The following is a 24,989-nucleotide window of genomic DNA, read 5'->3' on the forward strand; positions in this document are numbered from 1 at the left end:
TCGCTGCTCCGCCCCGGACCGCCCGCCGGGATCAGCGCAACAGCAAGAATGGGATCGGCGAGGACCGCATCACCTCGGAGGTGGTAGAACCGACAATCATGCTGCGGATCCGCGAGTGGCGATAGCCCGCCATGATCAACAAATCGATGTTTTCCGCCGTGATCTGGGCCGGAATCGCATCTTCGGCCGGCGCCGCAGCAATCCCGGTGGTGACGTTATAGCCGCCGCCGCGCAACAAAGCCGCCGCCCCGTCGATCCGGCTGCGTGTCTCGGCAGTCTCAGCGCCGACAAACAGCAAATGGCAGTCGGTGCCCGCAAACACCTTACTGCGCGCCACATGATCCACCGCCTTCAGCGATTGAGGCCCGCCGTCGAACGCCACCATGATCCGTTTGATTGGCTTAAAGGCCTGATTACACACCAGAACCGGCTTAGTGCTGGCGCGGACGACCCGCTCAACGTTGGAGCCAAGGTGCAACTTGGCGGTCTCTGCTGCCTCGCCGCGCTTGCCAATCAGGATGAGATCGGCGTCGGCTTCCATGCCTTGAACAGTTTCGACCAGATCGCCATTGCGCAGCCGTGTTTCAACGCGGCGCACGCCATCCGCCTCCAGACGCGCCTTGGCATCCTCCAGAATGGCGCGGCCCCGCTTTTGCGCCAGTCGCGCCCGTGCTTCATCCAGTTCGGCCAGTTCCTCCAGAAGCGCCGTCCGCGCGCCCAGCCCGATATTACCGCTGAGATCGCTCTTAACCCCTTGCCGGTGGCCAAGAATATGGGCGACGATCACGCGGCGGTCCGTGCGTCCGGCGATCCATGCGGCATGATCGCAAACGCTTGTCGAATAGGCCGATCCGTCAACCAGTGCGATTAAATCAGTCATGGTCAGCCCTCAGTGTTGCATCATTAATGTTGCATCATCTTATCAAGCGCCCCGGGCTTGTCATGAACCCCAAGCTTGTCGACGATGGTTTCGCTGGCCGCATTCATGCCGATGATCTCGACATCGGCGCCATCGCGGCGAAATTTCAGAACAGCCATATCGAGCGCTGCCACCGACGAAATATCCCAGATATGGGCACCGCTGACATCAATGACCACCCGCTCCAGCGACTCGCCATAATCGAACGATTCGGCGAAGCTGTTGGCTGAGGCGAAGAACAACTGCCCCTGGATGACATAGCGCCGTTCGACCCCGTCCTCAGACAAGGTCGATGTGACTCGGAAAATCTGCGCAATTTTGCCCGCGAAGAACAGGCCGGACAATAGCACGCCGGTCAACACGCCCAGCGCCAAGTTATGGGTGTAGACCGTGACGGCAACTGTCGCCAACATGACGATGGACGAACTGGTCGGGTGTTCGCGCAACGACCGGATCGACGACCACGAGAACGTCCCGATCGACACCATGATCATGATTGCCACCAGTGCGGGCATCGGAATTTGCCGCACCAGATCACCCAGACCCACGATCAGGATCAACAAAAAGACACCGGCCACGAAACACGATAGCCGCCCGCGCCCGCCGGATTTCACGTTGATCATCGACTGACCAATCATTGCACAGCCAGCCATGCCGCCCATGAAGCCGGTGACGGTATTGGCCAACCCCTGCCCGATACATTCCTGATTCTTATCGCTTTTCGTGTCGGTCAGATCATCGACAAGCGATGCGGTCATCAGGCTTTCCAACAGGCCAACCACCGCGACTGCGATCGAGACCGGGAAGATGATCTGCAAGGTTTCGAAGTTCAGAGGGATGTCTGGCAGCAGGAAAATCGGCAAGGTTGAGGGCAGTTCGCCCATATCGCCCACGGTCCGCACATCAAGGTTCAGGACAACCGACAAGGTGGTCAGAACGACAATTGCGATCAACGGAGACGGCACCGCCGTGGTCAGGCGCGGCAGCAGATAGATAATCGCCAGCCCGGCCGCGACCAGTACATAGGTGATTCCCGTGACGCCGATCAGTTCCGGCAATTGCGCGATGAAGATCAGGATCGCCAACGCATTCACAAAGCCGGTCATGACAGAGCGCGACACGAAGCGCATCACGGAGCCCAGCTTCAGGAAACCCGCGCCGATCTGCAACAGACCGGCCAGAACGGTGGCTGCCAGAAGGTATTGCAGCCCATGGTCACGCACCAGCGTGACCATTAGAACTGCCGTTGCCGCGGTCGCCGCCGAGATCATGCCCGGTCGCCCACCGGCGATCGCGGTCACAACAGCAATGGAAAACGACGCATAAAGCCCGATCTTCGGATCAACGCCCGCAATGATCGAGAAGGCGATGGCCTCAGGAATCAGGGCCAACGCCACGACAAGTCCGGCGAGCAGGTCAGCCCGAACATTGCCCAGCCAGTCGGCCCGCAGCCTGTTCAATCGATCACTTGCCAAAAGACGCGTTCCCTTCATTATCGCGAAAGGGTCTAGTCTGGGTCAGGGCAAAAGACCAGTAGGTACGCTGCAATTTCGGGATCGAACACACATTCGGCAGGTGGGACCGCACAACAGCCGGGAAAACGTCGGGCGGCATGTGCGCCCCTAAACACGTTCACCGTCAATTCGATGCGCTCTGAGCGGCTAGAAGCGCATCCGCTGCCGCGCGGATTGCTTGGCTGCGATCAATTAGGCTGCGGGTCTCGCGCAAGCTGGGAGACCCGGGGTCACCGGCGGCGGTGCCTTCTGGCAGCGCCGCCAGACTGGCGCCCGGGATCGGGTCAGAGATTGCTGCCCCACCCTGCACAGCCCCCCCCAGAGCCCGCATTTGGGATGCAAGCAGCTTGCGCGTCCCTTCGGGCAGCAGCGCTTCGGCTGTGGACCAATCCTCCGCCATCCATGCCAAACGGGCGGCAGTCGCGGCATCACCATCAGCTTGCGACAAGGCGCCTGCCTCCCGGTATGCCCCGGCCTGCTCCAACGCTCGCAGGCGGATCGCGCGGGCATCCGATGTCTCAAGCTGGACAACCCGGGCCAGGGCCTCGACCGGACGACCGTTCAGCAGCGCATTTTCCGCGAGGGCGATCTGCCGAGCCGGATCTGGCACCGCCACCATTCCCCGATTCTGTGTCTGCACCTCTGCCGGAAGGAATTTGCGCGAGAGGTCCGAAAAGCCCAAACGCAACAATCGGTTGGAAATCGCGTCGGTCGCCGCCAATGGCAGCGGAAACGGCAGAGCGTCGGGCGGATATGCCGCCGCAAGAATTAGAAAATGGCCATCGTCGGTGTCGGTAGCAACTTGCATCGCCAGACGGTCCATCATCGGCGACAGTTCGTGCATATTGGCGAAATCCGACCCGGAAAATCGCGTCAGATAGCGCAAAGCGTCCTCGTGCTGCCCTGCCGCGGCCAGCGCGTCCAGATAGGCGGCGAGCAAGTCCAGTCCTGCAGCCGTGCCTTTCGTCTGGTGAATCAGCGCCGTCACCCGATCCCGTTTTTCTACCGGGACGGGCACCCCCACCCGCGCGATTTCACGCAACAGTTGCGCTTCGGCCTCTGCCGAAGTCTCGGAGTTGCCCGCCGCCGCGCGTTCAAGCTGTTTCGCTGTCTCGGAATCTGGCCCATGTGGTTGAGCTTTGGCAATCTCAATTGCCATGGTCGATTCCGGCGTTTTTTCTATCCTGAGGACGGCATCGCGCACCAATGCGGCGGCGTCGTTCCGTCCAAGCTCTCGCAACCGTTCAGACAGCAGCGGTCCCATCAGCCGTCGCAGATGAATAGGTAATGCCGACGCGGTGCGCAGGATCGCTTTTTCGTCAACGGCTGTCGACGGGCGCGTTTCGCCCCAGGCCAGCAATCCCCAAAGCGCACCGGCTGAATTGCATGAGACCTGAGACTGGAGAAAATCGCTTCCGCCCGCCTTCGGATGATCCAGCAACAGCGCCATATCCGCAAGGACTTGCGCGTACCTACCGGGCTGCGGATAGGCCGCCAGGACGGATCGCGCCTCGGCACCGAAGCCGAGATAGGCATAAGCCTCGGTCAATGCTATGACCGCCTCGGGCGCCGGCGTATCACCCGCAGCAATCAGGTTCGCGCGGGCCTGCGAAAGCATCTTGTCCGGGGCGATGTCCGATACAGTATTCCAAAGGGCGAAATCGCTTGCGGGAAGGCACTGAGGATCGATGTGTTCCAGAGTTCCTTCGGCCTGCGCACGCGCAAGGTCGATTCCCGTCCGCATTTCTACATGGTCCGCCTGATCCGGGTCCATCCGGGCGGGCGGCAGGTCGATCCGCGCGCCCGGCTCGGACGACTCTTGTGCCGGGACGTTTGGCGCCGAAGACGCATCGTCCCGAGAGGTCAAACTGACGGCGGGCCCTGCCGGAAGCGCAGCAGTCGCAAGGCCTTGGGACATTGCCCGTCCCAACTGCTCGGCCAAAGCGGCTTCAAAACCGGCCTGTACGGCGCGCGGTTGCGCGGGAACCAGGACTGCCCCTCCTGGGCGGGACGCGCCGGGAAATATAACCGGAAAGGTCACTTCGCCTGCGGCAGAGCCGACGCTACCGAGGGGCAATAAGGTCGGAAACGCTGACGGCTCATCGGTGAGATCATCGACGGATGTCAAGGCCGTTAGACCCGTTTCGAAGGGCGATGCGGGCGGCGCAGTGCCATCCTTGATGTCCACAACCAGAATTCCCGGCTTATATTCGAACGCCTGCGCGTGACAAAGGCAGGTGACCGACAATACGACGACCCCTGCTTCCACTTGGGCATCGAGAATCCGCGACTTTGGGATGAAGTCGAAGACCCCTGACAGGTCGTAGGGCGGCGCCACCGGCAGTACCTCAAGCCCGTATCCTTTCGCGATCCGGCCTAATTTCCAGTCTACCGGTGCGCCGTAATATAGCACCAGACGCGAGAACGTCTCGTGCTCGCCTGACCGGACCGTCACAACATTCTGCGCCCCGGCCTGCGATGCTAAAACGACGAACGAAAGTAGGAACGCAAGACGGGTCATGCGGCTTTCTGACGGGCATCTTTCAATGCCTCTTCCAGTTCTGAAAAGGACGGCCGGATATGGCTGGGCGTATTCTGACGGCCAACTTCGATACAAATGTTCGCCGCGTGATTGTGCAGGTTTGCCACTAGAACCTCGCGGATCAGTTGATAAAAATGCCCGTCCTCCTCGATCACACTTTTGACCCGAGCGGCAAAAGGGCCGACCAGACCATAGGCCATGAACACACCCAGAAAGGTTCCGACCAGCGCCCCACCGATCAATTTCCCCAATACCTCAGGCGGTTGGTCGATCGACCCCATCGTCTTGATCACGCCCAGAACGGCCGCAACGATGCCCAATGCGGGCAAGCCATCTGCCATCGTCTGGAGCGCATGACTGGAATGCATTGCGTGATGGAAATTTTCGTCCATCCGTTTCTCCAGAACTTCCTCGACCTGATGTGGATCGTCAAAATTCATCGAGGCTGATCGCAACGTATCGCAAATCAGCTCCACGGCCTCACGATCCGCAAGGATTTTGGGATAGCCGGTGAAGATCGATGATTGGTCCGGGGCTTCGATATGCTCTTCCAGCCCCACCGGATTTTGCCGTGCAAATCGGATCAGTTCCGACAAAAGACAGAGCAGATCTCGATAATCGGTCGCCTTCCATTTCGGGCCCTTGAATACCTTGCCCACGTCTTTCAGCGTGTGGCGTACCGCCGCCATGTCATTTGAGATCAGAAACGCGCCGACTGCCGCGCCGCCGATAATGGCAAGTTCATAGGGCAACGACTTGACGATAATCGACATTTTGCCGCCGGCCGCCAGATATCCTCCGAAGACCATCACGAAGATGACGATAATTCCGATAATGCCAACCATTCATGTTCTCCAACGGATCTAATGAGACGCGTTCAGGCTGTCAGAAAGTGGTGAAGAATATCCTTCAAAAATTTATTCTGTCGGAACATCGACATTTCTCCCGGCCAGAATCACGCTGATGGAATAGGCCGTGGCCGGTTGCAGCCCAGAGAAAATTTGCGCGGCCGTATCCGCGCGCATGCGGCCAAGGAAGCCGGCGGCGAATTGCGGGTCCATCTCCTCAAAGACCTGCGCGGCCTCTTTCGGCTTCATATTCTCATAAACCGTTATCAACTGCACAATGTCGCCCTCAGCTGCCGTTTCGGCGAGGGCGATCATAGCAGAGAGACTGGACTCGGCCTTTTGCAGTTCCGCCAACTGGGCGGTTGCCAGCCGCGCCATAACATCAAGGTCTCGTTCTCTTTCATCTAAGGCATCCCGCCGCTGATCAAGCGCCTGCGCCCTCTGGGTCAACCCGGCAAGCAAATCATTGACCTCTGCTGCGGAAATATCAGGCGCGGTAGTCGCATCAATGCTCGGCCCGGAAGGCGTAAGCGCTGCCACCTCTTTCGCGATAGCTTCTGCGGTTCCGCCCAGCAGGCGAACCACCACCGAAGCGCAAAACAGTGAGGCAATCACCAAACTCACATTGGCACCACGCCTTTTTTTGGTGATCCTGTTGGAGCTCATCGCGCAGGCTCATCACGTTTGTCAGACCGTGCAGACCGAAGAAATGTCGGCCCAGCGACCTTGGCGGGGTCTTTTTCAGCCGTCTTTGACGAACCGCCTGCCGAAGGTTCCGGCAGGTCATGAAGCGATGCCAACAACATTTCGAGGCGCCGCGCCGCTGCTTCCGCACGACGCGTGCTGTCTTCCAAAGACCGCGACGAGGTTTCGGCAGAGCCCTGAGCACGGTCGAGGGTCGTGGTCATTTCTGTGACCTGAACCGACATTTGCGCGATTGCACTCCCCATCCCATCTTCAAGATTTGTGAACTTGCTGAGGCGGCGGGACAGAACCACGCAATAGAGCGCGGCTCCCAAAGCCCCGGCGATCATCAAAAAATCGGCGATCAGCGCCATTGTCTTGCCTTTCTAGCTTACCAAGAACGTGGTGACCAAAAGGTCCCGCACGCGGCCTTCTCCGGTCACGATTTGCACCCTGCGCAGCAATTGAGCCCGCAGCACCAATAGTGCAGAGGGATCGCGCAAATCCCGCACTTCAACCGCCCTTAAATAGCTGTTCATGACATCCATAATGCGCGGCATCATCACTTCGACGTCGGCGGCATAGGCCGGGTCGACCTCTAAAGTGCCCTCAAACCTAAGAAACTGTTCCGGCGTGCTGCGACTCACGCTGACCATGAGTGGCGCAATCGGGACGAAGGCGACCGGTTCAAGCGCGTCCGGATGCGAAACCGCAGCCTCAGCATGGTCGGAAACCGGGGACACCCCCAGAACCAGCCCGGTGTAAACAGCGAAAAAGCCGCCCCCCCCCAAGACAAGCGCCATCACCGCTCCAAGGATCAAAGGTAGCCGAGATTTCTTGCTGGGCGGGGTCTCGTCATCGGCCATCACCGGGATCCTTCCAAGTTGTTATCCGCCTGTCACCAAACTTACGAAAGACGTGGTGTCTTCGCGTCTAAAACTACCGGCCGGAGGGTTAAGGTTTGGCTAAGGCACGGTCGGATCGTGCACCGCAATGACCAGCCTAGTTCTGCATTGAAATGCGCTGGCCAAAACGAACTGCCACAGGAAAGCCACGCCAGGGCCGTCCAATTTCTTCGTGTTGTAGACCGGCTAAAGATCGGCCCGAAACCCGACCTTCGATCCCTCGACGGCGGTTTGGCAAGATTGGCCGATGACGGATAACCGATTGTTAAGCTCACTGCGCGCAGGTTGGACCCAGTGGTAAAACCGTAGACCGCATCGTCGGGGAGCAGATTCGTGCAGCAATTACTCAACCTATGGTCTCATCTTGATCTCCGTCGCCGTGGACTGGTGGTTCTGGCCACAGTGGCGGTTTTCGCTGCTGTTTTAGGGCTATCGAGAATGGCCGCCACTCCATCAATGGCGCTGTTATATTCCGGGCTGGACAACGCTCAGGCGGGCGACGTCATCCAAGCATTGGACCAGCAGGGTGCGACCTATGATGTGCGCGGCGGCGCCATTTATGTGGACGCGTCGCTGCGCGACCAACTGCGGATGACCCTCGCGGGTGATGGTCTCCCGGCGGATTCGGGCGCAGGTTATGAATTATTGGACACCCTGTCCGGCTTCGGCACGACATCACAGATGTTCGATGCTGCATACTGGCGTGCAAAAGAGGGTGAATTGGCACGAACGATTGTGGCCAACCGGACAATTCGGAACGCACGTGTCCATATTGCCAATTCAAGTGCGACTCCCTTCCGGCGTGCACAAAATCCAACGGCATCGGTCTCGATCACCACCGCGGGAACCGGGCTGACAGATGAAAATGCGACGGCATTTCGATACCTCGTGGCATCAGCCGTGGCTGGCCTTTCTCCCGATGACGTTGCCATCATTGATGCCACCACGGGACGCGTTCTTGGTCCAAAATCCGACTCCGATGCCCAGAATTCCGGTGACGACAAGGCGACCGCCCTGAAGGCAAATGTCGAACGCCTGCTTGAAGCCCGGGTCGGCCCGGGCAATGCGATTGTCGAGGTCAGCATCGAATCGGTTACGGATCGCGAATCAATTCTTGAACGACGATTTGATCCTCAAAGCCGTGTCGCTATCAGCACCGACGTCGAAGAAATTTCGACATCCGAAACGAATGCCGGCGGCGCCGGTGTCACGGTCGCCAGCAACCTTCCAGACGGAGCTGCGGCCGCCGGAAATGACGGAAACTCGCAAAGCCAGAACAGCGAAACCCGCGAACGCACCAACTATGAAGTCTCAGAGACCACACGCGAAATCACGCGCACGCCGGGGGCGATCAAACGCCTTACGGTTGCCGTCTTGCTGAACGGCCTTCCGGCAGAGGCTGGCGTGCAGGGTCGGCCCGATGCAGAACTGGACTCACTGAGAGAACTCGTCGCTTCGGCCGTCGGCTTCGACGAAAGTCGCGGTGACGTCATCACACTGAAATCGCTGGAGTTCGGCGCGGTTCCGCAACTGGGAACAGAGGCAACTGCAGGTGTTCTGGGACGCCTCGCGCTGGAGCCCATGCGGCTGCTTCAACTTGGGGTGCTAAGTTTGGTCGCGTTAGCCTTGGGCCTGTTCGTGGTACGCCCGATTCTGTCCGGCCAGGCAGCCCAGACTGATTTAGAGCAACTCTCTTTGTCGAACATGCGCTCGGTGCCCTCGGACGGCGCTGGCGAAGACGCTTCGATCGTCGAGGGTAGTGCAGTTTCAGCGACTGCAGCAGGCGACCGCGGCATCCCAGCAATCGCCCAAATCCAAAACCCTGTCGGGCCTGAAGCCGCGTTAACGCCGATCGATGCCGGTCATGAATCCGTCGCGAACCTGAAAAAACTGATCGAGGATCGCCGCCCCGACACCATCGAAATCCTGCGCAGTTGGCTTGAAGACGACAGCCTAGAGGAATCAGTTTAGTGGGACGCCCTTTGATTTTGGAAGAATTCACCGTGCCGTTTACTGCAACGGCCGCCGGGGGCACTGCGTCCGGTCCCGGACACATCCTGCCAGAAGAACAGCGCCTCGTTGCATTCGAACACGGTTACAAAGCCGGTTGGGACGACGCCGTCACCGCGCAATCCGAAGACAACGGTAGTATCTCTGCAGATCTTGCCGGCAATCTGCGCGACCTGTCCTTTACCTTCCAAGAGGCGCGGCTTCATATCCTGAAAGGGGTGGAGCCGCTGGTACGAGAGATCGTCAAATCCGTTCTGCCGGACTTGGCCAGCCAAACCCTGCCAGATTTGGTGGTCGAACGCCTGCACACGTTTCTCGCCAGCGCGGTTGAGCCCCCGATAATTTTAATGGTTGCTCCGGCCTCCCGCGCCGCCGTCGAAGCGGCGATGCCGCAGACCCCCGGCTTTCCAGTTCTGATCCGCGAAGAACCAACCTTGGCCGAGGGACAAGCATTCCTGCGGGCGGGCCTGGTCGAAGAGTCCATCGACACGGCAGCCGCCATTTCTGAGATCCGGGCATCAATCGAAGATTTTTTCTCTTTAAGCGAAGGACTTAAGGCACATGGGTGACAGTCAGGACAGCCGAGCAAGCGGGTCAGGGCAGGACCGGGCAGCAAATCCGTTCACGCGCGTCCCGATTGAAGTGCGCGTATCAGTGGGCCGCGCCCATCCGACGGTTCGGGAGCTGTTGCAGCTCACCCGCGACTCAATCCTGCAACTGGACAGACGCGTCGAAGATCCGGTCGACTTATTTGTCGGCGATAAACTGATCGCCCGCGGGCAACTGGAAGAATTGTCCGGCGACCAAGCCGGGCAATTGGCTGTCAGATTGACCGAGGTCGCGGCGGACAATGGCGATCTGTAAACGTCGTCATGGCCGTGCGGGGCTGTACGGTTTAGTGGCGCTCAGCATCGGTCTGGCGGGCCTGCCGCTGATGGCAATGGCGCAGCAATCCGGGCTGGATTCCGGCCTAGGCTTACTTGAGCCCGGTTCGGTGTCCGGACGCACGGTGCAGTTGTTTTTACTGGTGACCGTCCTCAGCCTCGCGCCGGGGCTGGCGATCATGGTGACCTGTTTTCCATTTATCGTAACCGTTTTGTCGATTCTGCGACAAGCCATCGGCTTACAGCAATCTCCTCCCAACATGCTGATTGTCAGCTTGGCGCTGTTCTTGACCTATTTCGTGATGGACCCGGTCCTGACCGAAGCTTGGGCCCGAGGCGTCGAGCCATTTCTGGCAGGGACTGCCGATGTCCGGCAAGCCTTCGACTTGGCGATCGTCCCGTTCCGCGGCTTTATGTCGAACAGACTTGACCCCGATACGTTCGCAACTTTGTCAGCTCTTCGTGACCCGTCGGGAGCAATTTTGCCGGGACCAGACGCGCCTTTGTCAGTATTGGTGCCCTCTTTCCTGTTGTCTGAAATCGCGCGCGCGTTTGAAATAGGGTTCCTAATCTTCCTGCCCTTTCTGATCATCGATCTGGTTGTCGCCGCGATCTTGATGTCCATGGGCATGATGATGGTTCCGCCCGCGATCGTATCACTGCCATTCAAGCTGGCATTTTTCGTGGTGGCCGATGGCTGGACGCTGGTGTCGAGCGCGCTTGTCCGCAGCTATTTCTAACGAGGGAGCCCTTGCTCTAACTGGGCACCCTTGCGGAACGCCACCATTGTCTTCACTGTTGGCGGGTGAACAGGCATATACAAATCAGTCCGACAGCCGACCTAACCGCGTGCGCATTCTGCGATGCGCTCTATACGGTCAGCGAGGTGCCGTCAGGCGGGGTCGGCAGATGCAACCGCTGCCGGGCCATTTTATACGCCCCCCGGGACAACGCCATCGCGAAGATCGTCGCCTATTCTGCGGCCGCCCTAAGCCTCATGGTGGTTGCAATCGGATATCCGTTTCTGGAAATTCATACGTCTGGCCTGTCCAGTAAGGCCTCGGTCATTGATGCGATCCTTGCTTTCGCCGAGAACTCAGGCATGATGGCCCCCCTCTCGGCAGTCGTGGCGGCCTTGATCGTGCTATTGCCGGTTATTCGCATTTCCGGAATGATCTATACGACCGTTCCGATGCTCTTCGATCGACCACTCCTGCCCTATGCGAAGAATGTCTTCATGATCGTCATGCGGCTTCGGCCATGGGCAATGGCGGAAATTTTCATTATTGGGGTCGCAGTGGCCTTGGTGAAAATCGGCTCGCTAGCGACAGTCAGTTTTGGTCCCGCGTTCTGGGCATTTGTCGGATTTGTCGTGCTGATCGTGGCCAAGGACGTGGTCCTTTGTGAAAGAACAATGTGGCGCACTCTGGACACATATCAAAAACGCTGACCGCCCGGAACTCGGGTCTGGTAGCCTGCCGCCACTGCGGACGGGTGTGGGCCGCCGATCAGGCGCGTTGCACCCGCTGTGGCGGGACGTTATCTAGCCGCGCCCCACACAGTCTGCAACGGGTTCTGGCTTGGTGGCTGGCAGGGTTTCTAGCCTATATTCCAGCAAACCTTTATCCGATGCTGATCACGGATACCGTCAAATCAAAAAGCGCCAGCACCATTGTCGGCGGCGTCATCGAACTGGTCCATTATCATGCCTATTTCGTTGCCGGCGTCGTGTTTCTTGCCTCGGTCATCATCCCGATATCCAAATTCATTGCGATCGCCTACGTGGTTTTGTCGATCCGGTTCCCACGCAAAGCAAACAGCCATACGTTGCTCAAGATCCACGAACTGGTAGAATTCATTGGTCGATGGTCAATGGTTGACGTTTTCGTCGTGGCCATTCTTTCGGCACTCGTGCATCTTGGGTCAGTTGCGGATATTTTCCCCGGCGTTGCAGCCATCTGCTTCGCCAGTTCGGTGATCTGCACTATGATGGCTGCCATTAGCCTGGACCCGCGCCTGATCTGGGACGCGACGGAGGACCTGAACCAGTGACCACGCGGACACCTGACGAACTGAGCGTCGACCCAGAAAAGAAACGGCGTGTCTCCGCCGTCTGGCTGGTGCCGCTTATTGCCTTGGGCATCTCTCTGTTCATTGCGTGGCAGACCTATTCAAGCCGCGGTCCCCTGATTGAAATCACCTTCACCAACGGGGACGGGGTTGCGGCCAATGAGACGGCCCTGAAGTATCGCCAAATCAAGGTCGGAACCGTCGAAAGCGTCCGGTTCGCGGACAATTTGCAAAAGGTGATCGTGTCGGTCCGGGTGGATAAATCGATTGCTCCCTTCATTAATGAAGACGCAAAATTCTGGATCGTACGGCCAGAGGTCTCGGCCCGCGGGATCACCGGCCTGACCACAGTCTTGGGTGGGGTCTTTCTGGAAGGGGCGTGGGACGACACGCCGGGCCCAACGGCCACGACATTTACAGGCCTCGACAATCAACCATTGATCACCGGCACCGACAAGGGCGTGGAATTTTATCTAACGGCCCAAGATGCAAACCGGATCCAAGCCGGTGCCCCGATTGTCTTCAAAGGGGTGACGGTCGGCTTGATCGATATGCCATCATTGACCGCGGATGGGTCGGCCGTGACGGCCCGCGCCTTTGTCCGGGCCCCACACGACACTTTGGTCACCGATGCGTCCCGCTTCTGGGCCACTTCGGGATTCTCGGTCAATCTGGGTGCGCAGGGCCTGTCGGTCGACGTTGCCAACCTATCTGCCCTCGTGCAGGGCGGCACGACATTTTCATCCTTCGACTATCACAACGCATCTCCGATCAAGAACGGCCACGTCTTCACCGTCTACAAGGACCAGAACGAAGCCAAAAGCGCCTCTTTCGTGGCGAACGATGTCTCCGATGTTGCATTGAGCGTGTTGTTCGAGGGATCCGTCAGCGGTCTTGCTGTGGGGTCTGCGGTCGCGTTTCACGGGCTTCAGGTTGGCACCGTGGCGGCCATGCAGCCGATTGTTGATTCTGTGGATGGCAAGGACATCATCAAGATGCGGGCGGATCTCTCGGTTCAGCCCGCCAGACTGGGACTGCCAGAGGGGTCTAGCAAGGATGATCTGACCGCGTTCTTTACCAATCTTGCGGCGCAGGGCTATCGCGCCCGATTGGCCAGCGTGGGACTCTTGGGCACCACCCTACAAGTTGAAATTCTGGAAGTGGCCGATGCGCCTGCTGCCACATTGCAAACCACGGCGGACGGAAACCTTGTCTTGCCGACCACGGCCCCTTCGGTGTCTGATATCGCGGTGACCGCCAAGGGCGCACTTCAGCGGCTGGATGACCTTCCGATCGAGGAATTTGTGCAGAACGCCGTCAACCTCGTGCAGAACCTAAACAAGGTGGTCAGTTCACCGCAAGTTCAGGAAGCACCGCAAGAAGTTGTGGCACTGCTGAAAGAAGCCCGGGATCTGATCTCATCCGAGTCGATCACAAGTCTGGCTGGTCAGGCCGACCAAACCATCGCCAGTGTGCGGGCCATTGTCGATCAAGTGGCCGAGAGCGAAGGCTTGAAAAAGCTTCTGACCGCGCTCGATCGCAGTGACGCGATTGCCAAATCCATCGAAGATACCGCCAGCGGCCTTCCGCCCCTGCTGAAAGAGATCGAAGCGGTGGCTGCCAAGGCCAAGAATCTGCCGCTTGACCAATTGATGACCTCGGCAACCGATCTTGTGGCTTCGGCCGAACAGCTTATGGCCTCAGACCAGATCACCGCCCTGCCAACCCAACTGGCGACCGCGATGGACGATGTGAATGCGTCGCTTGCCAATGTCCGCGACATCAGCGGGAAGTTTGCGCAAAGCGATGCCGTGGCCACCCTGATCGCCGCGCTTGACCGCACAGGCACCATCGCCAAGTCAATTGAGACCGCCACCGACGGCCTGCCCGACTTAATGGCACGGATCAACGCTGTGGCCTCGACCGCAGAAAACCTGCCGCTGAATGAACTTGTGACCTCGGCGGATACCTTGGTGCAAAGCGCCAATGCCTTGGTCAGTTCGCCCGACACCGCGAAGATACCGGCGGCCCTTGCCGGGGCCTTGGACGAAGTGGGTGCCGCGCTTGCCGAACTGCGCGAAGGTGGCGCAGTCGAGAACACCAACGCCACGCTGGCATCGGCTCGCTCTGCGGCCGCCGCTGTCGAGACCGCCGCCGCCAGCCTGCCGGAACTTTCTGCCCGATTGGAAAGCCTCGTCGTTCAGGGGGAAACACTGATGTCGGCCTACGGCACCAAATCGCAGTTTAACCTGCAAACCCTGTCGCTTCTGAACGACCTACGCGAGACCGCCCGGTCGGTGACTTCCCTTTCCCGCGCCATCGAGCGCAAACCAAATTCCCTTCTGATCGGACGATAATCTCATGTGGACTTCGAAAGCGTCAATTCTGGTACTGGCCCTTGTCGCAACCGCGTGCTCGGGGCCGGCGAAACAGGTTCTCTTGACCTCGACAGCACCAGAGCTGCGCATCCGTCCGATCGTGGCCTCAGTTGAAATCCGCGATCTGTCCCTGCCCCGCTATGCCGCATCCGACGATCTGGTCGTGCTGGGCGAAGATGGCGTGGTCGAAACCGTCACAAACACTGTGTGGGCCGACACCCCCGAACGCAGCATTACGCTGTCCTTGGCCACCAATCTGGGGGCAATCACCGGGGCGCGGGTTGCGTCTGAGCCTTGGCCCTTCTCTACCTCGCCAGAAGCGCAGGTTGTGGTCACGGTCACCCGCCTGCTGGGACAACCGGGCGGACAACTGCAATTCACCGGCCAATATGCGATCTCGGCTGTGGCATCGTCGATCTCAGACCGGTCGGGGTCGTTCAATATCGTGGTTCCGGTAGAGGGCACCGGACCGGATGCCTTGGCGCGGGCTCAAGGGGCCGCCATTTCCCAACTGTCTGAAATTATCGCACGGCGCTTGGCGCGATAAGGGGTGGCGCCGCAACGCGCCACTATTTGACCAAGCGCTGGTACACCAGATAGCCCGCAGCTTTGCTGACCCACTGCCGAGACTGCCATTGGGTGCCATCCGCACCCAGCCAATAGAGATTCTCTACGCTCAGCCCGTCTGGGCCAGCACAGGTTTCCCGGAACTGCCGAGTCTGATGCTGTCGTTCGAGGATTTCAATCGTCGCCGGGCCAAGGGCATCAACGGTGCAATCGAGCGGCAAAATCACGATCTGACCCAAAGTGTCGAGGTGCCGCAAGTTGCGGGTGATCTGACCACTTCGGTTCGCCCGCAACATCGCTGCCAACGGCGCCGCTTCGGCGGTCAAAAGGTCGGGGCCAATCCCACGCGTCGAAAACAGCACCGGTCCAATGAAGGTCAGGGTCGATCCATCGACCCCCACCCACGTGACCGCATCGCCCTTCACCGCCGCAACGGCAACTGTCGACGCCGTTTCGATTTCGGGAAGCAGCACCAGCGCGAAGGGAGCGTTCACATTCGCAATTGCCGCGCGGCTAAGTTGTGACAGGCCCTTGGGCTGCCCAGCTGCAGCCGGCTCTGCGCCCCCACCACCGACCTGTTTGCCCAGATATTCCGCCATGGAGCCGGGCACGTTCTCGGACGAGCATCCCGAAAGCCCCACTCCCACGGCAAGCAGGAGCGACACGGCGCGCAGTTGGCCGAACATGGACATCATCGCCAGAAACTCCCCCATTGGTCGTCCTGACGCGGACGGTTGCCGGGCTCGACCAACGGATACAGCCGCTGTGGAACCTCAAGCTTGGCGCCGCCATCCCGGGTCAAAGGCCGGAAGCCGAAGGTTTCCGACACGCGGCTGGATTTGCCGAGGAACCAGTTCAACGGGATGGTCATGGTGATGCCCTTGTCAAAGGACCCTTCGCCATACTCCTCCGCCGAAACGTCGGTGAACGTCGCGAACGCGCCGATCCGCCAGCCGTTGTTAAAGACCCGCGCCAGCGACAGCGTGGTGCCAATGTCACCGGCCAAATAGCGTCCGACATCGACCTGCGCAAAATACTGATCATCAAACTGCCAATAGGCCGATCCGAAGCCGGTCATCACTTGGTAATCAAGCAGACCGAACCCGCCATCGTAGTCGCGCTGCTGGGTGTAGTTCAGCTGCGCGCCCAACGCCAAACGACTGTTGACCGGTGCCCAGAGCATTTCAGAGGACACGCCGGCATACATGCGTTCCAAATAGCCGACCGTCACCGCGCCGTAGACATCGTCGGCGGGCTGGAAGAAATAGCTGCCGTAAAGCTGCGCCATCGATGGATCGCCGTTCTTGTCATACAGCGGAAAATCACTGCGGACATGCGGCAGGGTCGAATCTGAATCGCGGGTGCTTTCATCCAGATTGCCGGCCAGCTTTTTTTGAACTGAGGCACCAAACAACAGTCCCGGTGCCACTTCGATATTGCCGCCCAGTGACAGGCCGAAATCGGCGCGCAACGGATTATCTGGGTCGAACAGGCTGGTACGCACGTAAGGGTTAATGGCCCACGTATAGCGTGGAAACAGCCCGGGGGCGTATGCGTCGGGTTTGGGACGCACGGAATGTGGATCGATCGACGCCGCCCGCAACATCTGTTCCGCGCCGTCCGGCTGAGTCTCATAGGTTTCAATGTCCGTTCGCGTCATGGTCACCGACGGAAGCGTCAGCCCTTCAGCCATCTGAACAATCGTGAAGGTCTCAATCGACGACGGCAGGATGCGCGACATCAGCCGCGCCGCACGCCCGATGGCCTGCGGTGTGACCTGATAGCTGAGGTTCCGCAAATACAGCGTCACCGAATACGGCTCCAACTCCAGCGCCTCAAGATCCATGCCATCGGCCCGCAGCGCCGCGGTCAATTGCTCGCGCACATTGGTTTTGATGGTGTCAGAGTCGGTCCAACCGGTGCTGTAGAATTCCGGCGCGCTGGCCCGGGACGGGCGTTGCAGCACCGGCGCAGGGGCCCGATCAAGACTGCCAAGGGAACTGGGCCGCGACGGGTTCAGGCTCAGTTGCAAGTTGACCCCGACCTCTGTGCCGTAGAGCGCATAGGCCCCAACCCGGAAATCGGCACCCGGCTCATACTCGACCCCGAAGTTGAACGGCATATCCACATCGAAAATGCCGCGTTGGTCACTTTCCAACGTATAGGCATCCGAGGAATATTCGGCTTTCAGGGTCCATTTCGGGGCGGGACGGTAGGCGATGCCACCAAAAAGCGCCATGTCCCCACGAAACCAAGTATCAGTATTAAACTGGCCGCCGGTCCCGATCGTTTCCGAATTCATCTCAGGCCGTGTTCCGGTCGACCCGAAGGAATTGTTACTGCCCAAGCGGCCCCAGCCAATTCCGCCCGTCGCGCTGTATTTTTCCGAGAAGGTCTTGGTCGCGGCGATGAATTCGCCCGAATAAATACCAGTGCCGATAAAGTCTTGCAGGCCGATGGTCACCGATGGCCGCGTGGCCGTTTCTGTGATCGCCTGAAAACGCAGGTCAAAGCTGCGATCGTAATAGGTGCTGAACCCGCCCGCGTTCCAGTCATCCAAAGATGAGTACCGGAAGCTACCGACCAACCGGGGGGCAATCTGAAATGCCAATGTGCCCCGGGTCATGCCGGCAAAGGTGCTGATCGTCATCGCGATTTCGGCGTCCGGCATCATATCCGCCGTCGGCATGTCGATCAGTCCGGGCAGACCGTAAAAGCTTAGCTCCGTCCGGGCGCCTGGCACGTTTTGCGCCACAGCGGGGGAGACAGCCGCCACAGCCAAGGCAACGCCCGCAGCACAACGCATTTCGACCGGCCAGCGCGACTTCGACTGTATTTTGGCCAAGGGCACAACTTTCTTGACTGTGGACGTCCCGGTCTTTCCTGCTCTCACAAACTGTCCGCCTAACCCAGCTTTACATTCTCGGGCGTCATCGCCCCTTCGATCCACCGGCTGAGGACGGCATGCGCCGTGATCGCATCATTCGTATCGATGGCCGTCCGCAATTCGCGAAGGACGGTTGCGATCTCGATCTCGGACAAGCAATCCTCAAGCGCGCGAGTGATCTTCGGATGCGCTGTGGTGACACGTTCTTCGCCGATCAGCAACTCTTCGTGCAGCTTTTCGCCCGAGCGCAGACCGGTCACTTGAATCTCGATATCCCCATCGGGATTCACAGCGTCCCGGACCGTATATCCAGCGGCCTGGATCATCTGGTGTGCCAGCTTTCGGATCGGAACCGGCTTCCCCATATCCAGCACGAAAACATCACCGCCGCGCGACAACGCGCAGGAAATAAGAACCAGTCGCGCCGCTTCTGGTATCGTCATGAAATATCGGGTGACATCTTCATGGGTGAGGGTCACGGGACCGCCATTCGCGATCTGCTGCTCAAACAACGGGATGACCGACCCGGAGGAGCCCAGCACGTTTCCGAACCGCACCATCGAGAACAAAGTCCCCTCTGACCGCGAGGCCAAATCTTGCACGATCATTTCGGAGATCCGCTTGGAGGCTCCCATCACATTGATCGGCCGCACAGCCTTGTCCGTCGAAACCAAGATGAACCGGGACACCCCAGATGCCCGGGCCGCATCGGCAAGAACTTTGGTACCGAAGACATTGTTTGCCAGCCCGGCAAGTGGATTTTTTTCAACCAGCGGAACATGTTTGAACGCGGCCGCGTGCAGCACCACATCAACTTTTTCTGTCCCCAGAAGGTTCTGAACCATCCGCGCGTCACAGACCGACCCCAAGACCGGGACAACCTCGACCGAATTGCACAGGCTTTCGACCTCAGCGTTGATCGTGTAAAGGGCCAGTTCGCTGTGATCGAGCAAGATCATCCGCGCCGGGCTACACGCCAGAACTTGCCGGCACAGCTCGGACCCGATCGACCCGCCTGCCCCCGAAATCAAAATTGTCTTGCCGTTGAACAGATGCTCGGAATGCTCCAGCCCGGCGTCGAACTGCGACCGATCCAGAAGATCGGCAGGTTTCACCGACGTCAGCTTATGAACCAGCTCTTCTTCGCCAACCAGCTGCGCAAATGACGGCAAAGCCTGAACCTCAACCCCGTAGGGTTCCAGCCGCCGTGACAGACGGATTTTGCGCGGCATCGACAAGGACGGCATTGCAAGCAGAACCCGGCGGATGTTTTTTTCTGCAATTGTCTGTTCCAGCTTCGCCGGGGACAAGACCGGAAGCCCGACGACAGTCATCCGGCGCAGTGCCGGATTATCATCGACGAAGGCCACCGGCATGATCCGCGGGTCATGCCGCAGTGCCGCGGCCAACTGCATTCCCGTCCGGCCAGCGCCATAGATCAGCACATTGGTGCGCGGATTCTGCAGATGTAGCAGCTTGAGCAGCAAAAAGCGCATGGTCAGCCGTCCGGCAAGAATACCGAGAAACAGGAACACGCTGAAGGTCACAAAGGCCGAAAACGGCGCCACGCCATCGGCAAGCCCATTCAGACCTAAGGCCGCCAGACCGATCAGCACCGCAAAGACTGCACCCGCCGGTAGACCGACGGCTTCGTAATCGTTCAATTGGATGGAGGGCATACTCAGGGCATAAGACAGAAGCCCAGCAAGGCCCATCAGGATCGGCACAGTTTCCCAATCGCTGAGCAGTTGGCGTTCGAGGACGAAGCTGTTCTCATACCCCGCCAGCGCCAGATAGAGGGTCAGCGGAACCACCAACACATCTGCCGTTAAAAGCACCGCCGCCTTCTGCCTACGAGACAGAACTGTTGCAAAGCGGAAGGCTCGTTCAACCCGGCTACTCAACTGCAAATCTCGACCGCCTTATGACCAAGGATTCTTGCGAATTCCGGGCTGTGCCAGGCTGGCGCAAAGACAGAAAACCCTATTCGTTTCATTTCCCTAGCACTTTCCACTAGCCAACACCAATAGAGCCGAAAAAAAAAATGGAGATGTGGCAATTTTCCGCGCGTGCGCCGCGGCATTCAAACCGCCGCGGGCCAGGGGGCAGCAGACAATGGGGCTGCCTCAGCCCAATCGCAACACGCTACAAATGGTGCGCCATAGCAGCCACAAATCAAAACAGACCGATTGATGACGCAGATAAATCAGGTCCAGCCGGGCTTTTGCCGGAACACATCGACGCAAATAGGCCTCATGTGTCTGAGCGGGCGTGGTACAGGCGGCCAGAATATCGGCCTCGTGACGGTGGTACATCAGGGTCGCCAGCCCAGTCAGACCGGGCCGTGCTTGCAGAACCTGATCATATAGTTCTGGCGCAGCTTCGACATAAAGCCGCAAAGGCGGGCGCGGCCCAACCAAGCTGATGTCTCCGCGTAAGATGTTCAAAAGCTGAGGCAATTCATCAAGCCGAACGGCCCTAAGCCAGCGTCCGGTGCGGGTGATGGCCCCTGCTTTGTCTCCGCCAGTGACCCCTTGCCGTGCACCCGAAGCATGCATGGTGCGAAACTTCAATAAGGTAAACGCCTGATGCCGGGTCTTCATGCGCTCGGAGGCGTAAAAAATCGGGCGACCATCCAGCACGGCAATGGCCACCGCCACGATCAGAATGACCGGGCTGAGCAGAACCAGCATCAGCGCCGCCACACTGACATCCAGACACCTCTTGCCCCACGTCATGGCGTACCGCCGCCTGCCGCCAGCCAGTCAGCCACCAGCGCGTCCGGCGTTTGGCAGAAATCCGCCTTCAGTTCAGGCCAGTCGCGCGTCAATAGATCGGTGTTCAACCCATGCACCGGCAAAGCGGTGTCTGGCGCAGCGGCCCATTTCCATGCCACCGGATACCCTGCCCGTTCCAGCGCGCGCAGTACCGCCGACATATCCCAAACCGTGTTGCCATCCGCGAGATTATAGACCCCGCCACCCACAGAACTGGCGCTCGCGGCGATGCGGCTCACGCAGCGCGCAAGGGTGCGCGGCGATAGATAGCTGCGGCGCGGACCGAAGCCATCAGGAAACCGGTCGAGCGTAAGGCAGGCCTGCGGGTCGGTCCCGCACCGGCCCGCAGCTTGACGCACCACATCGCCCAGCAAATCGGCCCCAATGACATTGGCCAGACGCAGAATCGTGACGGTGGGGGCCGCCGCCTGAACCCGGCACCCGTCGGCTGCAGCCTGCTCCATCTGCCATTTGGCCCGCCCATAGGCCGAGGGCGGGTCAACCCGGTCTGTTTCGCGATGTCCGCGGCTGGAGGGCGAGTAAACCGCCCCCGTCGAGGTCAGCACCACCCGTCTTGCGCCGCTCACTTGCGCGGCTTTCAGGGCCAACAAGGCCAACCGACTGTTTTCCGACAGGTCTTTGGTTGTGGAATGCGGGGTAACCCCCCACAACGCCACCACCGTATCCGGCGCAACCGCAGCAACCGCCTTTAAAAACGTCGCCTCATTGCCCGGCGCAGGATCTTGCACAAATGTGATGCCTGGCCCCGGGTGGCGCGACTGAACCACAAGCTCTGGCAATGACGGGTCCTGCCGCCATGCACCGCATAGCAACCGGCCAACCCGTCCCCCGCCGCCCAAAATCAGAACCCGCTGGGACGGACTCACGGCTGCGTCTCGCGCTGATTTCGCATATGAGCCTCCACCGCCTCGGCAATGTCCGGATAATACTGCAGTTGCCCACCGTTTAAGACAGCACCCGATTGGCACATCTCTCGTATCTGGCCAAGCGAGTGGCTGACCATGACAGCACCGGATGATTTTAGGCGGGTGTCAAAGACTTCAGCGCATTTTTCGCGAAACCGCTGATCCCCAACCGATGTGACTTCGTCCACCAGATAGGTATCGAAAGGAATTCCCATCGACACGCCAAAAGCCAGACGCGCCTTCATGCCTGACGAATACGTGCGCACCGGCATGTAGAAGAAATCCCCCAATTCCGAGAAGTCCTCGACATAATCCGTCAGCGATTCTGTGTCTGCGCCATAAACCCGGGCAACGAAGCGGGTATTCTGGGCCCCGGTCAGGTCAGGATGGAACGACCCTGCAAACCCGATTGGCCAAGACACCGTTCCCGACCGCACGACCCGGCCTTCGTCGGGGTCCTGCGTTCCGGCGATGATCCGCAATAAAGTGGATTTCCCGGCCCCGTTGCGACCAAGCAACCCGACGACCGATCCGGTCGGAAAGGTCACCGTGACGTCACGCACCAAATACTTTCGCCCACCGCCTGAGGTGGCAAATGATTTGGTCAATTTTTCCAGTCGAATCATTCTGCCGCCCTCGTCAGCGACGGTCCCGGATGGAGTACACCGTCAACGAAAACAGCCCCCAAGCCATGGCCAGAAAGGCCATCGCCACAAGGCTCAGGGTCATCCGGCGCGGGTAGATCGCAGTTTGCGCCAGCGTCGGCTCAATGTGCACCGCCAGATACCGGTTTTTGCGGCGTGCCTCGGCCACTGCGGCATCATAGGCCGCTAGCGCCGCGATATAGGACTTTTCGGCAAATTCCCGATCGACCAGCAACCCTTCATAATCGCCCACAATCCGGGACAACGCATCCTTATCACGGTCTGTCGCGCGCGTGCCGACCTTGGTTCGCTCGTCTTCGATTCGATGCTCAATCGCAACGATCTCGCGTTCGGCTTGTAGGATACGGGGGTCGGCTGAACTTGTCGTGCCCACCAGAAGATCCCGGCGGATCATCGCCGTTGCAAGGCTTTGCTGCAATGCGCTGATGACGCCCATCTGACCAGCGAAATCGGCGGTCGGATCGATGATCTGCTCCAGATCCCTGAACTTCGACATCTCCAGTCGGGTCTCCTTCAAACGGCCCCCGGCAATGTCCAGTTCTTCCTGAGCCTGACTGATGGTGTCATCTCGCGCGATCTTACTCAACTTATTGATAAGCGTACTGCTTTCATCAAGGATCACCTGCGCAATCGCTTGCGCATTGTCGGGCGCAAACGCAGTCACCTCCAAGGAAATAATTCCCGAATCCGGTTCATATATGATCGAAACCACCCGGTCCCAGTACTCCAGAAGGTCTTCAAGCGTCGCATCCGGATCGAGCGCAAAAATTGGGTCTGAAGAATACGGTTTGGCAAGCGTAGCGCGCAGATCGACCGCCCTGTCGACGGTTTCCACCATCTGCTGCGACTGAATAAATTGATACAAGATATCCGCGTCGGGCGTTGAACCGCTGGTTAAGCCCATGGTTGGCATTCCGGCAAACAAGTCGGCGGCCCCCCCGCCATCTTCCTTATGAACCGAGAACGCGGCGTTGGAGGCATATCGATCCGCGGCTAGAAAATACAAATACGAGACCACAGCAAGACTGGGCAGAAGCACCATCAGGACGAAGCTGATCAGCAGAAAGAAGTGGCGCTTCTTGGGGCGGGCTTTGGCCACGCCGGCTTGTGCATCCAGCGACGTCAGAGAAATCTGCGACGGCACCTTTCGAACGGGCGATGGCGCACCACCCTGCGGCCGAGATGCGGGCATTTTGCCCCCGGGCTTGTTCGGCGAACCGACCTGCGTGCCAGCCCGCTTAGCAGGCACATTGGGGTTTGGTTTTGCTGCCGGTCGACCCGCTGCATTCGGCGCAGTTGCGGGCCGGGCAGCAGGCGGATTTTGGCTGGCTCCTGTGCCTTGCTTCGGACCTGCCGCAGCCTGCGCCGCAGGCCCAGCTTCCGCAGCAGTTGGTGCCTTAGCCTCAGGACCGCCATCGGCCTGTTGATCAGCGCGTTGTGGCCCTGTCACGTCTGTGCACCCTTTTCGTTGGCATCATCGTCCCGTCCACGCGCTCTATCATGTCCGGTCAAAGAAGAAAAATATCTGATCATGACGGGGCTAGGCAGGCTATAGTTCATTCAAGATTTTCTTGTGATAACGGCGCAGGAAAAACAGCCCGATCACGAGCGGCACAAAACACCAAGCCGCATAGTAGGGCAGCGAGATGTAATTGGGCGAATACGTCGGATAGAAGCCTTCCCGCATCTTGCCGGTCAGGTGCAGCAACGGATTGAACCACAGCACTTTTGCCATTGATTCCGGAAGCAACTCATAGGTGAAAATCACCCCCGACAGCAGAAAAAGCGGTCGATTTAGAACCGACCACAGATTCGCCCAGACGGGAAAGACCGAGAACAACAAACAGTTCAGGGTTCCGATCGACACTCCCAGGGCCATCGCCATAAGAATCGCAAGACCAATGGCATCGAAATCAATCACCGTGGCGGTATCCGACGACATCAATAGATATGTGAACAGCAGATACATCACGAGAATCTGAGTTAAAGCCGCCAACAAAAACCGCGCAATGATCGCATCCAGATAAGTAACCCTCGGATAGACCAACAAGGGTTTGGAGAACTTCACCGCCATTGCGACTTTGCTGGCCACGGTCGAATACATCAAAAACGGCACCAACCCGCTCGCATAGAACAGCGCGAAATTGTTCCCCAACGGCGGTGACTTAGCAAGAAAGCTGAACACCGCAGTCAACAGGACCGTGCCCGCGACGGGTTCCGCAATCGCCCAGAAATACCCCCCCGCCGACCGTCCATAGGTGGTCGACATTTCGCGCAGCACCAAGGCCGCGATCACCCGGGGCGTGCGGAAATCCAAGCGTCGCATCAATCGTGATGTCATATCCGGTCCAGACAGTATTCCGGGTGGCTGTCGCGCCACCCAGTCCTGTCCATACGCCCCAATGGCAAGAGT

General features: G+C 59.1%; 23 protein-coding genes. 8 read left to right on the plus strand and 15 right to left on the minus strand.

What is annotated here, in order from left to right:
* Positions 1–31: 31 nt before the first annotated feature.
* The 7 genes from BV911_RS02325 to fliL all read right to left on the minus strand — a co-directional run bounded on the left by BV911_RS02325 (position 32) and on the right by fliL (position 7,373).
* Complete coding sequence (locus tag BV911_RS02325) at positions 32–880, minus strand: universal stress protein (protein WP_086051949.1); 849 nt, start codon at positions 878–880, stop codon at positions 32–34.
* A 23-nt stretch (positions 881–903) separates the two neighbouring features.
* Entirely contained in the window at positions 904–2,379 is a 1,476-nt protein-coding gene (locus tag BV911_RS02330; protein WP_240512117.1) for a SulP family inorganic anion transporter, read from the minus strand.
* A 178-nt stretch (positions 2,380–2,557) separates the two neighbouring features.
* Complete coding sequence (locus tag BV911_RS02335; protein WP_086051951.1) at positions 2,558–4,954, minus strand: hypothetical protein; 2,397 nt, start codon at positions 4,952–4,954, stop codon at positions 2,558–2,560.
* Positions 4,951–5,820 carry a flagellar motor stator protein MotA gene (gene motA, locus BV911_RS02340; RefSeq protein WP_086051952.1) on the minus strand — a complete coding sequence of 290 codons (870 nt, stop codon included), beginning with the start codon at positions 5,818–5,820 and terminating at the stop codon, positions 4,951–4,953. Before motA ends, BV911_RS02335 begins: the two co-directional genes overlap by 4 nt.
* A gap of 72 nt (positions 5,821–5,892) precedes the next feature.
* A complete protein-coding gene (locus BV911_RS19940; protein ID WP_240512107.1) occupies positions 5,893–6,447 on the minus strand; it encodes a MotE family protein in 555 nt (184 codons plus the stop codon).
* A 38-nt stretch (positions 6,448–6,485) separates the two neighbouring features.
* Complete coding sequence (locus BV911_RS02350; RefSeq protein WP_086051954.1) at positions 6,486–6,881, minus strand: hypothetical protein; 396 nt, start codon at positions 6,879–6,881, stop codon at positions 6,486–6,488.
* 12 nt (positions 6,882–6,893) lie between these two features.
* A complete protein-coding gene (fliL, locus tag BV911_RS02355) occupies positions 6,894–7,373 on the minus strand; it encodes a flagellar basal body-associated protein FliL (protein ID WP_086051955.1) in 480 nt (159 codons plus the stop codon).
* Positions 7,374–7,745: 372 nt separating this feature from the next.
* On the opposite strand from fliL, the gene fliF reads away from it, so the two are divergent.
* From fliF to BV911_RS02395, 8 genes are all read left to right on the plus strand, one after another.
* Entirely contained in the window at positions 7,746–9,383 is a 1,638-nt protein-coding gene (fliF, locus tag BV911_RS02360) for a flagellar basal-body MS-ring/collar protein FliF (RefSeq protein ID WP_086051956.1), read from the plus strand.
* Positions 9,383–9,991, plus strand: coding sequence for a hypothetical protein (locus BV911_RS02365; RefSeq protein WP_086051957.1), 609 nt, complete (start codon positions 9,383–9,385; stop codon positions 9,989–9,991). The genes fliF and BV911_RS02365 overlap by 1 nt, the downstream gene beginning before the upstream one ends.
* Positions 9,984–10,286: a FliM/FliN family flagellar motor C-terminal domain-containing protein gene (locus BV911_RS02370; protein ID WP_086051958.1), complete on the plus strand. Its 303-nt coding sequence runs from the start codon at positions 9,984–9,986 to the stop codon at positions 10,284–10,286. The genes BV911_RS02365 and BV911_RS02370 overlap by 8 nt, the downstream gene beginning before the upstream one ends.
* The gene (gene fliP, locus BV911_RS02375) at positions 10,273–11,046 is read left to right on the plus strand and encodes a flagellar type III secretion system pore protein FliP (RefSeq protein WP_371587756.1); all 774 of its coding nucleotides are present in this window, start codon (positions 10,273–10,275) and stop codon (positions 11,044–11,046) included. The genes BV911_RS02370 and fliP overlap by 14 nt, the downstream gene beginning before the upstream one ends.
* 65 nt (positions 11,047–11,111) lie before the next feature.
* Entirely contained in the window at positions 11,112–11,756 is a 645-nt protein-coding gene (locus tag BV911_RS02380; RefSeq protein WP_086051959.1) for a paraquat-inducible protein A, read from the plus strand.
* Positions 11,757–11,800: 44 nt separating this feature from the next.
* On the plus strand, positions 11,801–12,358 hold the full coding sequence (locus tag BV911_RS02385) for a paraquat-inducible protein A (protein WP_240512108.1): 558 nt from the start codon (positions 11,801–11,803) through the stop codon (positions 12,356–12,358).
* The gene (locus tag BV911_RS02390; RefSeq protein ID WP_086051960.1) at positions 12,355–14,733 is read left to right on the plus strand and encodes an MlaD family protein; all 2,379 of its coding nucleotides are present in this window, start codon (positions 12,355–12,357) and stop codon (positions 14,731–14,733) included. The genes BV911_RS02385 and BV911_RS02390 overlap by 4 nt, the downstream gene beginning before the upstream one ends.
* A 4-nt stretch (positions 14,734–14,737) precedes the next feature.
* Positions 14,738–15,301: a membrane integrity-associated transporter subunit PqiC gene (locus tag BV911_RS02395; protein WP_086051961.1), complete on the plus strand. Its 564-nt coding sequence runs from the start codon at positions 14,738–14,740 to the stop codon at positions 15,299–15,301.
* A gap of 22 nt (positions 15,302–15,323) precedes the next feature.
* Here the strand turns inward: BV911_RS02395 and BV911_RS02400 are convergent, their stop codons facing one another.
* The 8 genes from BV911_RS02400 to BV911_RS02435 all read right to left on the minus strand — a co-directional run bounded on the left by BV911_RS02400 (position 15,324) and on the right by BV911_RS02435 (position 24,917).
* Complete coding sequence (locus BV911_RS02400) at positions 15,324–16,034, minus strand: YjbF family lipoprotein (protein ID WP_086051962.1); 711 nt, start codon at positions 16,032–16,034, stop codon at positions 15,324–15,326.
* A complete protein-coding gene (locus tag BV911_RS02405) occupies positions 16,013–18,166 on the minus strand; it encodes a YjbH domain-containing protein (protein WP_139840016.1) in 2,154 nt (717 codons plus the stop codon). The genes BV911_RS02400 and BV911_RS02405 overlap by 22 nt, the downstream gene beginning before the upstream one ends.
* Positions 18,167–18,225: 59 nt before the next feature.
* Positions 18,226–20,046 (minus strand): nucleoside-diphosphate sugar epimerase/dehydratase, encoded by a 1,821-nt coding sequence (locus BV911_RS02410; RefSeq protein WP_240512109.1) that lies wholly within the window; start codon positions 20,044–20,046, stop codon positions 18,226–18,228.
* 288 nt (positions 20,047–20,334) lie between these two features.
* Entirely contained in the window at positions 20,335–20,946 is a 612-nt protein-coding gene (locus BV911_RS02415) for a sugar transferase (RefSeq protein WP_086051965.1), read from the minus strand.
* The gene (locus BV911_RS02420; RefSeq protein ID WP_168183957.1) at positions 20,943–21,872 is read right to left on the minus strand and encodes an NAD(P)-dependent oxidoreductase; all 930 of its coding nucleotides are present in this window, start codon (positions 21,870–21,872) and stop codon (positions 20,943–20,945) included. Before BV911_RS02420 ends, BV911_RS02415 begins: the two co-directional genes overlap by 4 nt.
* Positions 21,869–22,519: an ABC transporter ATP-binding protein gene (locus tag BV911_RS02425; protein ID WP_371587758.1), complete on the minus strand. Its 651-nt coding sequence runs from the start codon at positions 22,517–22,519 to the stop codon at positions 21,869–21,871. The genes BV911_RS02420 and BV911_RS02425 overlap by 4 nt, the downstream gene beginning before the upstream one ends.
* A 31-nt stretch (positions 22,520–22,550) precedes the next feature.
* On the minus strand, positions 22,551–23,768 hold the full coding sequence (locus BV911_RS02430) for a capsule biosynthesis protein (protein WP_139840017.1): 1,218 nt from the start codon (positions 23,766–23,768) through the stop codon (positions 22,551–22,553).
* A 357-nt stretch (positions 23,769–24,125) separates the two neighbouring features.
* The gene (locus BV911_RS02435) at positions 24,126–24,917 is read right to left on the minus strand and encodes an ABC transporter permease (RefSeq protein ID WP_240512110.1); all 792 of its coding nucleotides are present in this window, start codon (positions 24,915–24,917) and stop codon (positions 24,126–24,128) included.
* Positions 24,918–24,989: the final 72 nt, after the last annotated feature.

Origin of the sequence: Pseudoruegeria sp. SK021, from assembly GCF_002119405.1 — a bacterium.
Classification (GTDB): Bacteria; Pseudomonadota; Alphaproteobacteria; order Rhodobacterales; family Rhodobacteraceae; genus Meridianimarinicoccus.

What these genes read in the sequence shown, in the direction of transcription:
- fliL (WP_086051955.1), bottom strand. Translation starts at nt 7,373, where the DNA reads ATGGCCGATGACGAGACCCCGCCCAGCAAGAAATCTCGGCTACCTTTG.
- BV911_RS02395 (WP_086051961.1), top strand. Translation starts at nt 14,738, where the DNA reads ATGTGGACTTCGAAAGCGTCAATTCTGGTACTGGCCCTTGTCGCAACC.
- BV911_RS02400 (WP_086051962.1), bottom strand. Translation starts at nt 16,034, where the DNA reads ATGGGGGAGTTTCTGGCGATGATGTCCATGTTCGGCCAACTGCGCGCC.
- BV911_RS02415 (WP_086051965.1), bottom strand. Translation starts at nt 20,946, where the DNA reads ATGACGTGGGGCAAGAGGTGTCTGGATGTCAGTGTGGCGGCGCTGATG.
- BV911_RS02370 (WP_086051958.1), top strand. Translation starts at nt 9,984, where the DNA reads ATGGGTGACAGTCAGGACAGCCGAGCAAGCGGGTCAGGGCAGGACCGG.
- BV911_RS02325 (WP_086051949.1), bottom strand. Translation starts at nt 880, where the DNA reads ATGACTGATTTAATCGCACTGGTTGACGGATCGGCCTATTCGACAAGC.
- BV911_RS02335 (WP_086051951.1), bottom strand. Translation starts at nt 4,954, where the DNA reads ATGACCCGTCTTGCGTTCCTACTTTCGTTCGTCGTTTTAGCATCGCAG.
- BV911_RS02435 (WP_240512110.1), bottom strand. Translation starts at nt 24,917, where the DNA reads ATGACATCACGATTGATGCGACGCTTGGATTTCCGCACGCCCCGGGTG.
- BV911_RS02430 (WP_139840017.1), bottom strand. Translation starts at nt 23,768, where the DNA reads ATGCCCGCATCTCGGCCGCAGGGTGGTGCGCCATCGCCCGTTCGAAAG.
- motA (WP_086051952.1), bottom strand. Translation starts at nt 5,820, where the DNA reads ATGGTTGGCATTATCGGAATTATCGTCATCTTCGTGATGGTCTTCGGA.
- BV911_RS02350 (WP_086051954.1), bottom strand. Translation starts at nt 6,881, where the DNA reads ATGGCGCTGATCGCCGATTTTTTGATGATCGCCGGGGCTTTGGGAGCC.
- fliP (WP_371587756.1), top strand. Translation starts at nt 10,273, where the DNA reads ATGGCGATCTGTAAACGTCGTCATGGCCGTGCGGGGCTGTACGGTTTA.